Origin of the sequence: Micromonospora sicca, from assembly GCF_003172935.1 — a bacterium.
Classification (GTDB): domain Bacteria; phylum Actinomycetota; class Actinomycetes; order Mycobacteriales; family Micromonosporaceae; genus Micromonospora; species Micromonospora sicca.
Genome location: NZ_QGKS01000058.1, coordinates 1 through 13,072, shown reverse-complemented (window position 1 = coordinate 13,072; position 13,072 = coordinate 1). Strand labels below are relative to the sequence as shown.

The following is a 13,072-nucleotide window of genomic DNA, read 5'->3' as shown; positions in this document are numbered from 1 at the left end:
GTCGGGAGCCCGGGGGGACCGCGCGGGGCGCGCAGGCCCCCGACACCGGCCTGTCTGGACGGCCGCCACCTGCGGCGGCGAGGGCGGAGGCCCTAGTGGACGCGGGTGGAGTCGGCCGGGTCGGCCGGCGCGTCCTCGTCGAGGCCTGCCTCGGCCTCGGCGTGCACGTTGATCCGGCGGGGCAGCCTGAACACCAGCAGGAAGGCGAGCAGGAAGACGCCGGCGTTGTACCAGGCGGTCAGCTTCATCGCGTCGCTGAACAACTCCCGCCGGGCGTCCGTGGCGGCTTCGGCGTACGCCCGGGTGACCGCCGCGGGCGCCGCCTGGTCGGTGTTCCGGCAGCTCACCGGGACGGCGGTCGGGTCCTCTTCCGCGGACCGGTCCACGAAGCACCGGACGAAGCCGTCCACCGCCTGGCGCTGGGCGTCCACCGGTGCGCCGGCGGACTGCAGCGCGGCGCGGATCGGCGCGGTGTTGGCCTCCGCGACGCCCTGCGCCCGGTCACCGAGGAGGCCGAAAAAGATCACACCGATCAGCGCGATGCCCAGCGCGCCCCCGACCTGCTGGACGGCGCTGAGCACGCCGGAGGCGGAGCCGGCCTCGTGGTGCGGTACGCCGGAGATGACGGCGTCCACCAGCAGCGGGGCGACCAGCCCCATGCCGACGCCGCCGACGAACATGCTGGGGACGAAGTGCCAGACCGAGACGTCGGTGCCGACGAACTGGATGGTCAGGATGATGGCGACCATCGACGCGGTCATCAGCGCGGTACCGATGTGCAACACGGTCCGGCCGAGCTTCGGGGCGAGCTGGAACGAGGCGCCGCTGGCCAGCGCGATGCCGACCGACCAGGGCAGGTTGGCCATCGCGGCGGCGAGCACCGACTTGTCGAGGCCGGCCTGGAGATAGATGATGAAGACCAGGAAGAAGGAGACGATTCCGGCGAAGAACACGAGGTTCACCAGGAGCCCGCCGACGAATGCCTTCTCCTTGAACAGCTCCATCGGCACCAGCGGCGAGCCGCCCTGGGCGGATCGCCGCCGCTGGTGGGCGGCGAACACCACCAGGCCCACCGCGGACGCGGCCATCATGGCGAAGATCCAGGTCGGCCAGTGCTTCTCCCGGCCCTGCATGAGCGGGTAGACCAGCAGCAGCATGGTGACGGTGATGATGCCGACCCCGGTGAGGTCCAGCCGCAGGGCGTGCGGGGTGCGCAGCTCCTTCATGAACACCAGCGCGCCGACGAGCGCGGCGAGTCCAATCGGGACGTTGATCAGGAAGATCGTCCGCCAGCCGAGGTCGAGGAGGTCCGCCTTGATCAGCAGGCCGCCCAGCAGCGGCCCGCTGACCGTGGCCAGGCCGGCGACGCCGCCGTAGACGCTGAACGCGGCCACCCGCTCCCTGGGCGAGAACATCACCTGGATCGAGGAGATGACCTGCGGCACCATCATGGCCGCCATGGCGCCCTGCAGCACCCGGGAGGCGATGAGCACCTCCGGGTTGGGGGCCAGGCCGCAGAGCGCCGACGCGAGCGTGAAGCCGGCCATGCCGAGCAGGAACATCCGCTTCCGGCCGACGATGTCACCGAGCCGCCCGCCGGTGATCAGCAGCAGCGCGAAGGCGAGCGAGTAACCCGCCAGCACCCACTGGGCGGCGGTGTACGTGGCGCTGATGTCCTGCTGGATCGACGGCACGGCGATCGCCACGATCGTCACGTCGAGCAGGTCCATGAAGGTGGCGACGAGCAGGATGACCAGCACCAGCCAGCGCCGGCGGTCGGGTGGCGCCTCGGGCCGCGTGCCGACCCGGGGTTGGGCGTTGTTGTCGGTCATGACGACTCCTTCGACGGGGATATCGCGATACAACTCTCTCGGCCAGTCACGCTATATCGCAACTGCGGAACAGGTCAAGACGGTTCCAGAGAGTGACGGAAAGTCGTTCGTCACCTGCGAAAACGCCGTCCGCGGCGACCGGTCGCGAGTGTCGCGAGACAGTCGCGACTGTGCCAGTCGGCGCTGAAGCCCCGGTCGACGCCCGCTCGAACACCCCCTGGATTGCGGGCCGAGCGGGACTCGAGCGACGCGCCCGAGGATCAGCCGGTCGGCGGCGGGCGACGCCACCCGCCGGCCCGCGCCCGCCGGGCGTCCGGCGTCCGGGCCGTCACCCGGGCGGCCCAACGAACTCAGGGGGAGCACGCGCATGTGTGGCATCGCCGGTCTCGTCGACTTCGAACGCACCCTGCCCACCCACCGGTCACCGGTGACCGCGATGTCCGGCACCCTCGCCTGCCGCGGCCCGGACGCCGACGGCCTCTGGACCGCACCGCACGCCCACCTGGCCCACCGCCGGCTGGCGGTCATCGACCTGGCCGCCAGCACCCAGCCGATGACGGCCCACGCCGACGGTCGGGAACTCGCCGTGCTCAGCTACAACGGCGAGCTCTACAACTACCGGCAGCTGCGCGCCGAACTGGCCGGGCGGGGCCACCGGTTCCACACCGACGGCGACACCGAGGTGGTGCTCCGCGCCTACCTGGAGTGGGGTGAGGACGTCGGCACCCACCTCAACGGCATCTTCGCCTTCGCCGTCTGGGACGTCCGCACCGAGAAGCTCGTCCTGGTCCGCGACCACCTCGGCGTCAAGCCGCTCTTCTACCACCGCACTCCGGACCGGCAGCTGCTGTTCGCCTCCGAGATCAAGGCGATCCTGGCCACCGGGCTGCTCGAGGCCCGCGCCGACACCGACAACCTGCGGGAGATCCTCACCCAGGTCTGGACCCCCGGCCGCACCGTCTTCGCCGGGGTCGAGGAGGTCCGTCCCGGGCACGTGGTCACCGTGGACGCCACCGGCGTCCGGCACCGCTGCTACTGGCGGCTGGCCTCGCGGCCGCACACCGACGACCTGCCGACCACCGTGGACACCATCCGCGGCAAGCTGGAGCAGGTGGTCGACGCCCAGCTCGTCGCCGACGTACCGGTCGGATCGCTGCTCTCCGGCGGCCTGGACTCCAGCGTGATGACCGCGCTCGCGGCGCAGGCCCGGGCCCGACGCGGCGCCGAGCCGATCCAGACCTTCTCGGTCACCTTCACCCGGTACACGGAGCGGTTCCGGGCCGACGAGGTCCGCGACACCCCGGACGCGCCGTTCGCCCGGATGGTCGCCGAGCACGTCGGCTCCCGGCACACCCCGGTGGTGATCACCCCGGAACGGCTCGCCGATCCCGAGATCCGCCGCCGCACCATCGCCGCCCAGGACCGCCCCACGCCGCTCGGCGACATGGACGCCTCACTCTGGGTGCTCTTCGACCAGGTACGCCGGCACGCCACCGTGGCGCTCTGCGGCGAGGCCGCCGACGAGGTCTTCGGTGGCTACCACTGGGCCTGGGTGCCCGAGCTGATCCACCGGGAGGCCTTCCCGTGGATCGCCTTCTACCAGCACTTCTGCGAGGGGCCGGGGCTCGGCAGCGGACTGTTCGACCCGGGGCTGCTCAAGCTGCTGGACCTGGAGACCTACAGCGTCGACCGGTACCGGGAGGCGCTGGCCGAGGTGCCGCAGCTGCCCGGGGAGACCGGCACCGAGAAGCGGATGCGCGAGATCACCCACCTGCACCTGTCCCGCTGGCTGCAGCACCTGCTCACCCGCGACGACCGGCTGAGCATGTCGGTCGGGCTCGAGGTACGCGTCCCGTACACCGACCCCGACCTGGTGGAGTACGTCTTCAACGCGCCCTGGGCGTTCAAGAGCCACGACGGCCGGGAGAAGGCGCTGCTGCGGGCGGCCGGGCTGGACCTGCTCCCCGCGGACGTGCTGGACCGGCAGAAGAGCCCCTTCCCGGTCACCCAGGACCCGCTCTACACCCGCTACCTGAGCGAGTCGCTGCGGGAGATCCTGGACGACCCGGGCCAGCCGGCGCACGCCCTGGTCGACGTCGCCGCCGCCCGGCGGCTGCTGGACTCCCCGGCCAAGCTGGCGAACGGCCCGATCGCCTGGGTCAACCGCACCCACATCGAGCAGGTGCTCACCCTCAACTCCTGGCTCGGCATGTACCGGGTCCGGCTCGACCTGGACGACTGACCGCGCACCGGAGTCCCGGCGGCCGGGCGAGCGCCGGCCGCGACCCGTACCGCTGTGAGAGGAACGAGATGTCATTTCGCAAGGAACTCTGGGCCGCTGGCGAGGCCAGCTTCGACGCGCTGCTGGCGCACCCCGTACCGGTCGGCATCTGCGACGGCACGCTGCCCAAGGCGGACCTCGCCCGGCTGATCCGGGCCGACATCGTCCACCTGGGCACCTTCGCCCGGGCGCAGGCCCTGCTCGCCGCCCGGGCGCCGGAGCTGGCAGGCCTGTCGCACTTCGCCGGCATCGCCATCGGCTCCAGCTACTCGGCGACCGGCAAGAGCGTGGCGGTGCTGCGGATGCTCGGCGGCAAGGCGGCCGAGCCGGGCGAGACCGTCGATCCCGCGTACGACGACTTCATCACCGCCGTCGCGCACACGGGCGCGTACGCCGACGTGGTGGTGGCGACGCTGCCCCGGATGTGGTTCCACGCCGAGTTCAGCAAGGAGCTGCGCCGGCGCGGCTCGCCGGACCGGACGTACCGCAAGTTCATCGACACGCTGCTGCACGACGCGTACCTGCCGATCGTGGAGGCCACGCTGGAACGGGCGGACGCGGTCGGGGCGGACGCCACGCCGGACGAGCGGGAGCGGCTCGCCGCCCTCTTCGCCCGGGCCGCGGAGTTCGAGCTGCGGCTCTGGGACGCCGGCCTGCCCCGGACCGCCTGAGCCGACCGCGGGGGGGCGCGTGGGTGGTCCCACGCGCCCCGTCGCCTTTGATGAGATATAGCGCGTCACACTATCGCGATAGTGGGTATGCTGGTTCCGGACAGGCGGTCGGCCCGAAGGAGTGTGGCGTGCAGGAGTGGCAGGTACGCGAGGGCGAGCGGCTCGAGCTGCCGCCGGCCCGACGGGTCCGGATCCGCGTCGTCGGCGGCGAGGTCGACCTCACCAGCGGCCCCCCGCTGCTGGAGTTGACCGACCTCAACGGCCCGCCGCTGCGGGTCAGCCTGACCGGCGACCTGCTGGAACTGCGCCACGACCAGGGGCTGCACCGGCCCTGGTGGCGGGACTTCCCGCCGGCCTTCCGACGCAGGTGCCGCCTGGCGCTGGCGCTGCCCGCCGGCACCGAGGTCGAGGTGGAGACCGTCGGCGCCGGCATCATCGCCGTCGGCCTCTCCGGCAGCACCCGGCTGACCAGCCTCAACGGCGAGATAGTGGTGGACCGCACCGGCCCGGAGCTGCGCGCCCGCACCGTCTCCGCCCGGATCCTCGCCCGCGGCTGCACCGGCCACGCGCACCTGGAGACGGTCTCCGGCGAGGTGACCGTGGTGACCGGCCGGGAGCCGGTCGCCCTCGACCTCGCCGCCGTCTCCGGCCCGCTGCTGGTCGGCGTGCCGGACGACGCCGGGGCCAGCCTCGACGTCGAGCTGACCACCGACGGCGGGTCGGTCGTCACCCAACTGCCCGACGGCACGCCGGGGCTGGAGAGCCACGCCTCCGGCGAGGGCGGCGCGACCGTCGGGCTGCGGCTGCGCCGCGGCACCGCGCCGCACGCCGTCCGCGTCCGCGGCACCACGGTCTCCGGTCAGGTCGCGCTGGTCCGGCAGGCCGGATCCGGCACGCCCACCCCGCCACCGGCGGCACCCGCACCGGCCATCGGGACCGAGGAGCAGCGATGAGGGCACCCACATCCCCGTTCGGCCACGGGCAGTTCAAGCTCTACCTGCTCGCCCTGCTGCGGGACCAGCCCCGGCACGGCTACGAAGTGATCAAGCTGATCGAGGAGACCTTCGCCGGCACGTACGCCCCCTCGGCCGGCGCCGTCTACCCGCGACTGTCCCGGCTGGAGACCGAGGGCCTGGTCTCCCGGGAGGTCGACGAGAGCGGCCGCAAGGTCTACCGGATCACCTCGGGCGGCGAGGAGGAACTCCGCCGCCGCGCACCCGAGCTGGACGAGCTGTCCCGCGAGATCGACCGCTCGATCGCCGACATCACCCGGGAGGCCGACGCCGACATCCGGGCCGAGGCGGCCGGGCTGCGCGCCGAGGCCCGGCGCGGCCGGCGGGTGCGGAGCCCGGAGAACCGGCGCGGCTGGTTCCGTCGGGGCGACGAGCCGGAGCCGACCGCCGGCGGGCCGGAACCCACCGGCACCGAGGCCGAGGCGTCCGACCGGACCGCGGCGGAGGACCGGACCGCGGCGGGCCTGGCCGACGCGGAGCGCGCACCGGCGGCGCCGGAGCCGGAGCGGCACGCGACGGGGCCGGAGGACTGGGGCCCCCGGGAGTGGCGCGAGGCGCTCTCCTGGGGCGCCGAGTGGCGCCACGAGTGGAGCGACTACTTCGCCTTCGGGCGCAACGCCCGCCAGGTCGAGAAGATGGTGGACCGGTTCCGGGAGGACGCCCGCCGGGCCCTCCAGGAGGGCAACGCCGCCGACGCGCACGCCATCGAGGAGTGCCGCCAGGCGCTCGGCGAGGCCCTGGTCCGCATCCGCCGGGCCGTCGGCGTCTGACCCACCGCCGCGCCCGCCGGGTCCGCGCGCGCCGGCCCTCCACCGCCGTCGAGCAGCCGTCCAGTCCCCGTCGAGTCGCCGGTGCGAGCCTTCCGCCGACAGGGGCGCGGGACGCCTCCCGCGCCGGACCGGCCACGGAGGACGCATCGATGACACGGATCCAACTGGCGCCACCGGCGCCGACGACCGCGCCGGGCCGCCTGGCCGGCCTGCCGCGCTGGTTCGTCACCCTCTTCCTCACCGACATGTGGGAACGCTTCAGCTTCTACGGCATGCAGGCGATCCTCTTCCTGTACGCGGTGGCGCCCCGCGCCGACGGCGGCCTCGGCCTCGGCGTCGGCACCGCGACCGCGCTGTTCGGGCTGTACATGGCGATGGTCTTCCTCGCCGCCGTACCGGGCGCGTGGATCGGGGACCGGCTGCTCGGCGCCCGGCGGGCCACCCTGTACGGCGGCCTCGTCATCGCCGCCGGGCACACCTGCATGGCGCTGCCCGGCGCCTGGTCGATCTGGGCCGGGCTCGGCCTGCTGATCGCCGGCACCGGGCTGCTCAAGCCCAACATGGGGGTCCTGCTCAGCGACTTCTACGGCAACGGCGAGGTGACCCGCCGGGAGGCGGCCTTCTCCATCTTCTACATGAGCATCCAGGTCAGCGCGCTGATCGCCCCGGTGGTCACCGGCTTCCTCGGCGAGACCGTGGACTGGCACCTCGGCTTCGCCGCCGCGGCCGTCGGCATGTACGCCGGGGTGCTCCAGTTCGCCCTCGGCCGCCGGCACTTCGGACAGGTCGGCGCCCACCCGGCGCACCCGATCGGAGCGGCCGCGCGCCGGCGGCTGTTCCGCCGGACCGGATACCTCGTGGCCGTGGTGGCCGCCCTGCTCGGCGCCGACGCGCTGGCCGGCACGCTGCGCGTCGAGCACGCCCTGATCCCGCTCGGGCTGACCGTGCTGGGCGTCCCGGTGGTGCTGTTCCGGCGGCTGCTGCGGCACCCGGCGATCACCCCGGTCGAGCGGCTGCGGGTGTACGGCTTCATCCGGCTCTTCCTCAGCTCGGCCGTGTTCTGGATGATCTTCACCCAGTCCGGCTCGGTGCTCAGCCAGTTCGCCCGGGAATCCGTCGACCGGGAGGTGTTCGGGTTCCTGGTGCCGGCGAGCTGGTTCCAGTCGCTGCACCCGCTGTTCATCCTCGCCGTGGCGCCGCTGGCCGCCTGGCTCTGGGTACGCCTCGGCGACCGGCTGGGCGTACCGGTGAAGTTCGCGCTCGGCCTCGGCCTGGTGGCGGCAAGCTACCTGGTGATGGCGGTGGTCGCGGTGCCGGCCGCCGAGGCGCCGGTGTCGCCGGTCTGGCTGCTGCTGGTCTTCCTGCTCCAGGCCGCCGGGGAGCTCGCGCTCGCCCCGGTCGGGATCAGCGCCGCCGGCACCGCCGCCCCGGCCTTCTACCGCAGCCAGATGATGGGGCTGTGGTGGCTGTCCGCGGCGGTGGGCGCCGCGGTCGGCGGCCGGATCGGGCAGCTCGCCCCCAGCCTGCCGCAGCCGCCGTACTACACGGCGCTGGCCGTGGTCGCGCTCGCCGCCGGCCTGGTGCTGGTCGCCCGCCGGGTCCGCATCGGCCGCCTGCTCACCGCCGGCGTCCCGGCAGCCTGATCCCCCGGGCGCTCCGCACGCCGCACGCCCGCGCGACCTCGCGCGGGCGTCGGCGCGCCCGGCCCCCGGGCCGGGACCGACCGGCGCGCTCCAGCCTGCTGGGCGGGCGTGATCGACTCCGTGTCCCCGAGGTGGCGGTGTCCGGGGGTGGTCATGCCGCTGTCTCGGCGATCTGGCGCGCGGCTGGTGGTGTGGGGGCGCCCGACGCGGCCACGGCAAGCCGCCCCGGCACCGGGGGGCGGTGCCGGGGCGGTGGGTGGTCCGACGAGGCCGACCGGACAGGAGCTAGGCGCCGCGGGCGGCGGCCGGCAGGCTGAGCACGGAGAGCTGGGAGATGCACCGCATCGGGGCGGGCAGGGCCACCACCGGACCCAGCACGTACGGCCGCAGCCGCTCCCACTCCAGCGCCCGCCCCGCCCAGCCGGTGATGTGCTCCAGCGCCGCCGCCAGCTCACCCTCGTACTGGTAGATCCGCACCAGCGTGCGGTCCCGGACGAAGGCCGCGGTGGCCAGCACCGGACCGTCCTCGGCGGAGATCGGCGGGGTGGTGGCCAGCGCGCCGCCGATCTCCGGCGCGGCGTCCGGCACGACCGGCCAGCGCAGCGCGAGCATCGCGGTGGCCACGTCGTCGCGGCGGACGTGCTGCTGCACCGGGCGCATCCTGGCCCGGCTGAAGTGGGCGGAGAAGCCCTCGACGGTGCCGGTGTCCCGGGCCTCCGCGAGGTACGGCGCGATCTGCTGCTCCGCCCGGTGCACGCCCGGCTGGGAGCCCATGTGCCGGGCGATCGCGGCGCCGTTCCCCTCGAACTGGATCACCCGGACCATGTCCGTGTCCTGGATGAACAGGCCGGTGGCGAGCAGGCGACCGACCACCGCGCCGGCCGGGTCGCGCAGGGTCGGCGAGGAGGCCCGCTGGAAGCTGCCGGCCGAGAAGATCGCCGCGATCTCGTCCTCGTGGCCGGGTTTCACTCCGTAGCTGATGGCACCGAACGGCATGGTCACTCCTTCAGGTCGTGGGTCGGACTGGTCAGATGCCACCGTCGACGTGGACGACGGTGCCGGTGACGTAGCCGGAGAGCCGGCCGGAGAGGAAGAGCACCACGTCGGCGACCTCCGCCGCGGTGGCCTGCCGGCCGAGCGCGGCCATCGCGCGCAGCCGGGCGGCGAGCGGCGGGGGCGGCTCCGCACCGGGCGACGCGACCGGGCCGGGCGCGACCGTGTTCACCCGGATCCCGGTCGGGCCCAGTTCCTTGGCCAGGGAGCGGGAGAGGCCGAGCAGCCCCGACTTCGCGGCGGCGTAGTGACTGCGGCCCGGGGCGCCGCGCAGCGCCAGCGCGGCGCCGACGGTGACCACCGAGGCGCCGGGACCGAGCAGCGGCAGGACCGCCCGGGTGGTGGCGGCGACCGCGGTCAGGTCCGCGTCGACGACCCGCCGCCACTCCTCGTCGGACATCCCCGCGAACGGCGTCCCACCGTCGACGGCGGCGTTGTTCACCAGCACGTCCAGGCCGCCGAACTCGTCGCGGCAGGCGGCGGCGAGCCGCTCCCGGTCCGCGCGCACGGTCAGGTCCGCCCGCACCACCCGCAACCGCTGCGGTACGTCGGTCGCCCCGGCCAGGGCGACGGCCGCCGCCGGGTCGCCCCGGTGGCAGGTGAGCACCGAGGCGCCGGCGTCGAGCAGTGCGTGCACCACCGCCCGGCCGATCCCCCGGGTGCCCCCGGTGACCAGGCACCGCCGCCCGGCCAGGCCCAGCAGGTCGACCGCATGGGCGGGGGCGCTCACAGCGTCACCACCGCGATCGCGTTGAGCACCAGCGCGCCGACGGCCAGTGAGGTACGGGTCCGGTGCAGCGCCTGCCACCGTGGCCGCGGATCCGACCAGTCGGCCGGTACGGCGTCCGGGTCGACCCGCTTGACCTGCCGGTTGATCGGCACGTTGCCGAGGTGCGAGACGAACTGGCTGGCGGCCAGGAGCAGCCCGGCGACCACGAACAGCAGACAGCTGCCGCTGTTCCGAACCAGCGCCACCGGGACCAGCAGGAAGTCCGCGACCATGCCGACGTTCACCACGATCGGCATCACCGGGTGGTAGCCCTTGCCCAGCAGCCGGTGCACCCGGATGTAGGTGCCCGCGGGAAGCGCGAAGAGCGTAGGCAGCACGCTCACCGCGACGGCGAACAGCACCCCGGCGGTGATCCCGCTGGCCACCAGCGCGGAGACCCCGAGCAGCCCCGATATCCAGGTCATATCGTCCTTCCCTCCCCGCCACGGCGGCCCGCCGCGGCTGCCGGCCGCCCGGACGTCCCGGCCGGGCGGATCGGCGACCATGCTCGGCCACCCCGGTGGAGCCGATCTGGAGGGCGACTGGAGCGCCGGGCACCACCGCGTCCTGACCGGTTCTCGAGCGCGTGGCGGCACCGTCGCCGGTGGCGGTCGGTGGCCGGGGCACCGGTCGGTCCGCCGGCACACACCCGGCGAGAACGGAGAACCCATGGACAGCAACTGGCGAGGGGCCCAGGCGGTGGCCGGGCTCGGCGACGCGCCGTTGCCGGCACCCGCCCGGCTCCTCCTGCTCACCAGCGGCAAGCGCATCTCCCAGGTCATCTACGCGCTGGCGGAGGTGGGGGTCGCCGACGCGCTGGCCGGCGGCCCGCTGCCGGTCGACGAGCTGGCCCGGCGTACCGACACCGACCCGGGGGCGCTGTACCGGCTGCTGCGCTGCGCCGCCGCCGTCGGCGTCTTCGCCGAGCGGGAGGGCCGGGAGTTCGCGCTCACCGAGCTGGCCGAGGCGATGCGCGCCGACGTGCCGCACAGCCAGCGGGACATGATCCTGTTCAACGGCGCCGAGGAGATGTGGGCGCCGTACGGGCGGATCGTCGACAGCCTGCGTACCGGCAAGCCGGTCTTCCCGGAGCTCTTCGGCGCCGGGTTCTTCGACCACCTGCGGGCGCACCCCGAGGTGAGCGCGGTCTTCGACCGGGCGATGACCCGGATGAGCGCGACCACCACCCGGCAGTTCCTCGACGCGTACGACTTCGGGCGCTTCGCCCGGGTGGCCGACATCGGCGGCGGCCGGGGCCACTTCCTGGCCGAGCTGCTGCACCGGCATCCCGCGGTGCATGGCGCGCTGGTCGACCAGCCGCACGTGGCCGAGGTGGCGGCCGGGGTGTTCGCCGCCCGGGGCGTGGCGGACCGGGCCGAGGTGCGGCCCGGCGACTTCTTCGGCGAGCTGCCCGGCGGCTTCGACGCGTACGTGCTCAAGGCGGTGCTGCACGACTGGGACGACGAGGACGCCCTGGCCATCCTGCGCCGGATCCGCGCCGCGATCGGCGCCGACGCCGAGGCGCGCCTGCTGGTGCTGGAGCACGTGCTGGCGCCGCTGAACGCGTGGGACCACGGCAAGCTCCTCGACATCGACATGCTGCTGCGCTTCGGCGGTCGGGAACGCGACCTGGCGCAGTGGCGGGAGCTGTTGCTGGCCGGCGGCTTCGAGCTGGTCGGCGAGCCGACGGCCGGGCGGTGGGCGGTGCTCGAATGCCGGCCGGCGTGAGCGCGGGCGGGCGGGCCGCGGCACGGCTGGACGGCCGGCGCGCCCTGGTCACCGGCGTGGACCGGGAGGTGGGCCGGGCCGTCGCGCTGGCCCTGGCCGAAGCCGGGGCGACGGTGGTGGCCGCGTACCGCGCGGAGGTCGCGAGCGTCGAGGATCTGCGGGTCCGACTCAAGGAGCGGGGCGGCCCGCACCACCTGGTCCGGGCCGATGTCACCGACCCGGACGAGGTGACCCAGCTGCTCGACCTGTGCCGGCGGCAGCTCTCCGGACTGGACGTGCTGGTCAACGCGGACACCGCGAGCGGGTCGGCCCGGCTGGCCGCGCTGACCGTGGCCGAGTGGCGGCGGGTGCTCGACGGCACGCTGACCGGGATGTTCCTGGTCACCCGGGAGGCGCTGCCGCTGCTCGGGACGGGCGCCTCGGTGGTCAACCTGACCTCGGCGGCGGCCCTGCGCGGCCGGCCGGCCCGGGCGCACGACCTGGCCGCGAAGGCGGGCGTGCTCGGGCTGACCCGGGCGCTGGCCCGGGAACTCGGACCGGACGGCATCCGGGTCAACGCGGTGGCCGTCGGGCGCATCGCCCTCGACCAGGCGAACGCTGGGACGCCCGCACCGCAGGCGCCGGTGGCCGCGCCGCAGGGCCACTGGCTGGGCAGCGCGACGCAGGGCCACTGGGTGGGGACCGCCATGCACGGCCTCGGTCCCGCCGCCGCGCCCACGCCGCCCGTCACGGCGGGTCGGGCGCCGGGGGCCGCCGACACCCACCCGCCGGTGGCGCTGGGCCGACCGGGCACCGCCGCGGAGGTGGCCGCCGCGGTGCTCTTCCTCGCCGGGGACCTCGCCCGCTGTGTCACCGGGGAGACCATCACCGTGGACGGGGGAATGTGATGAGCGTCCGGATCCTGCTCTGGCACCGGGTGGACGGCGACGGCGCGGCGGTGCGGGACGCGTACCACCGGGTCAGCCGGGCGCTGGCCGGGACGCCCGGGCTGCTCGGCAACCAGTTGCTGCGCTCCGCCGTCGACCCGGCGAGCTTCGTGGTGATGAGCGAGTGGACCAGCCTGGCCGCGTTCCAGGACTGGGAGGGCGGCGCCACCCACCGGGGCACCACCGCGCCGCTGCGCCCCTACCAGGACCCGCGCCGCCAGCCGCCGTACGAGATCCTGGAGACCGTCGCGGCGTACCCCTAGATCCTTGGGTTCGAGAATCTGAACAACTGAGTCAGGTTTTCAGGCTGCGGTTTTGAGTCGTGCGCGGGCGATGTAGTCGTCGACGTGGTGGTCGATGGCGGCGAGGGCTTGACGCAGGTCGGG

General features: G+C 74.4%; 12 protein-coding genes. 8 read left to right on the top strand and 4 right to left on the bottom strand.

Annotated elements, in window-relative coordinates:
* Positions 1-92: 92 nt before the first annotated feature.
* Positions 93-1,832: an MFS transporter gene (locus tag DKT69_RS01195; RefSeq protein WP_109799759.1), complete on the bottom strand. Its 1,740-nt coding sequence runs from the start codon at positions 1,830-1,832 to the stop codon at positions 93-95.
* Positions 1,833-2,199: 367 nt separating this feature from the next.
* Between DKT69_RS01195 and asnB the strand changes: the two genes are divergently transcribed.
* The 5 genes from asnB to DKT69_RS01170 all read left to right on the top strand — a co-directional run bounded on the left by asnB (position 2,200) and on the right by DKT69_RS01170 (position 8,210).
* Positions 2,200-4,074 carry an asparagine synthase (glutamine-hydrolyzing) gene (gene asnB / locus DKT69_RS01190; RefSeq protein WP_109799758.1) on the top strand — a complete coding sequence of 625 codons (1,875 nt, stop codon included), beginning with the start codon at positions 2,200-2,202 and terminating at the stop codon, positions 4,072-4,074.
* Positions 4,075-4,142: 68 nt separating this feature from the next.
* Positions 4,143-4,784 (top strand): thiaminase II/PqqC family protein, encoded by a 642-nt coding sequence (locus tag DKT69_RS01185; protein ID WP_109799757.1) that lies wholly within the window; start codon positions 4,143-4,145, stop codon positions 4,782-4,784.
* A 128-nt stretch (positions 4,785-4,912) separates the two neighbouring features.
* A complete protein-coding gene (locus DKT69_RS01180; RefSeq protein WP_109799756.1) occupies positions 4,913-5,737 on the top strand; it encodes a DUF4097 family beta strand repeat-containing protein in 825 nt (274 codons plus the stop codon).
* On the top strand, positions 5,734-6,567 hold the full coding sequence (locus DKT69_RS01175; RefSeq protein WP_109799755.1) for a PadR family transcriptional regulator: 834 nt from the start codon (positions 5,734-5,736) through the stop codon (positions 6,565-6,567). The genes DKT69_RS01180 and DKT69_RS01175 overlap by 4 nt, the downstream gene beginning before the upstream one ends.
* Positions 6,568-6,716: 149 nt before the next feature.
* A complete protein-coding gene (locus tag DKT69_RS01170; RefSeq protein WP_109799754.1) occupies positions 6,717-8,210 on the top strand; it encodes a peptide MFS transporter in 1,494 nt (497 codons plus the stop codon).
* A gap of 285 nt (positions 8,211-8,495) precedes the next feature.
* On the opposite strand, the gene DKT69_RS38080 is transcribed toward DKT69_RS01170, so the two are convergent.
* The 3 genes from DKT69_RS38080 to DKT69_RS01155 are packed head-to-tail and all read right to left on the bottom strand — an operon-like array spanning position 8,496 to position 10,538.
* Positions 8,496-9,206 (bottom strand): SchA/CurD-like domain-containing protein, encoded by a 711-nt coding sequence (locus DKT69_RS38080; protein ID WP_161557744.1) that lies wholly within the window; start codon positions 9,204-9,206, stop codon positions 8,496-8,498.
* A 31-nt stretch (positions 9,207-9,237) separates the two neighbouring features.
* Complete coding sequence (locus DKT69_RS01160) at positions 9,238-9,993, bottom strand: SDR family NAD(P)-dependent oxidoreductase (RefSeq protein ID WP_109799753.1); 756 nt, start codon at positions 9,991-9,993, stop codon at positions 9,238-9,240.
* Positions 9,990-10,538 (bottom strand): anthrone oxygenase family protein, encoded by a 549-nt coding sequence (locus DKT69_RS01155; RefSeq protein WP_236647243.1) that lies wholly within the window; start codon positions 10,536-10,538, stop codon positions 9,990-9,992. The genes DKT69_RS01160 and DKT69_RS01155 overlap by 4 nt, the downstream gene beginning before the upstream one ends.
* 163 nt (positions 10,539-10,701) lie before the next feature.
* Between DKT69_RS01155 and DKT69_RS01150 the strand changes: the two genes are divergently transcribed.
* From DKT69_RS01150 to DKT69_RS01140, 3 genes are read left to right on the top strand one after another with little or no spacing between them, the layout of a single operon-like run.
* The gene (locus DKT69_RS01150) at positions 10,702-11,760 is read left to right on the top strand and encodes a methyltransferase (protein ID WP_109799760.1); all 1,059 of its coding nucleotides are present in this window, start codon (positions 10,702-10,704) and stop codon (positions 11,758-11,760) included.
* Positions 11,745-12,647, top strand: coding sequence for an SDR family NAD(P)-dependent oxidoreductase (locus DKT69_RS38795; RefSeq protein WP_109799751.1), 903 nt, complete (start codon positions 11,745-11,747; stop codon positions 12,645-12,647). Before DKT69_RS01150 ends, DKT69_RS38795 begins: the two co-directional genes overlap by 16 nt.
* Complete coding sequence (locus tag DKT69_RS01140) at positions 12,647-12,949, top strand: antibiotic biosynthesis monooxygenase family protein (protein WP_201749425.1); 303 nt, start codon at positions 12,647-12,649, stop codon at positions 12,947-12,949. The genes DKT69_RS38795 and DKT69_RS01140 overlap by 1 nt, the downstream gene beginning before the upstream one ends.
* Positions 12,950-13,072 lie beyond the last annotated feature (123 nt).

What these genes read in the sequence shown, in the direction of transcription:
- DKT69_RS38080 (WP_161557744.1), bottom strand. Translation starts at nt 9,206, where the DNA reads ATGCCGTTCGGTGCCATCAGCTACGGAGTGAAACCCGGCCACGAGGAC.
- DKT69_RS01140 (WP_201749425.1), top strand. Translation starts at nt 12,647, where the DNA reads ATGAGCGTCCGGATCCTGCTCTGGCACCGGGTGGACGGCGACGGCGCG.
- DKT69_RS01155 (WP_236647243.1), bottom strand. Translation starts at nt 10,538, where the DNA reads ATGGTCGCCGATCCGCCCGGCCGGGACGTCCGGGCGGCCGGCAGCCGC.
- DKT69_RS01175 (WP_109799755.1), top strand. Translation starts at nt 5,734, where the DNA reads ATGAGGGCACCCACATCCCCGTTCGGCCACGGGCAGTTCAAGCTCTAC.
- DKT69_RS01185 (WP_109799757.1), top strand. Translation starts at nt 4,143, where the DNA reads ATGTCATTTCGCAAGGAACTCTGGGCCGCTGGCGAGGCCAGCTTCGAC.
- DKT69_RS01150 (WP_109799760.1), top strand. Translation starts at nt 10,702, where the DNA reads ATGGACAGCAACTGGCGAGGGGCCCAGGCGGTGGCCGGGCTCGGCGAC.
- DKT69_RS01170 (WP_109799754.1), top strand. Translation starts at nt 6,717, where the DNA reads ATGACACGGATCCAACTGGCGCCACCGGCGCCGACGACCGCGCCGGGC.
- DKT69_RS38795 (WP_109799751.1), top strand. Translation starts at nt 11,745, where the DNA reads ATGCCGGCCGGCGTGAGCGCGGGCGGGCGGGCCGCGGCACGGCTGGAC.
- DKT69_RS01195 (WP_109799759.1), bottom strand. Translation starts at nt 1,832, where the DNA reads ATGACCGACAACAACGCCCAACCCCGGGTCGGCACGCGGCCCGAGGCG.
- asnB (WP_109799758.1), top strand. Translation starts at nt 2,200, where the DNA reads ATGTGTGGCATCGCCGGTCTCGTCGACTTCGAACGCACCCTGCCCACC.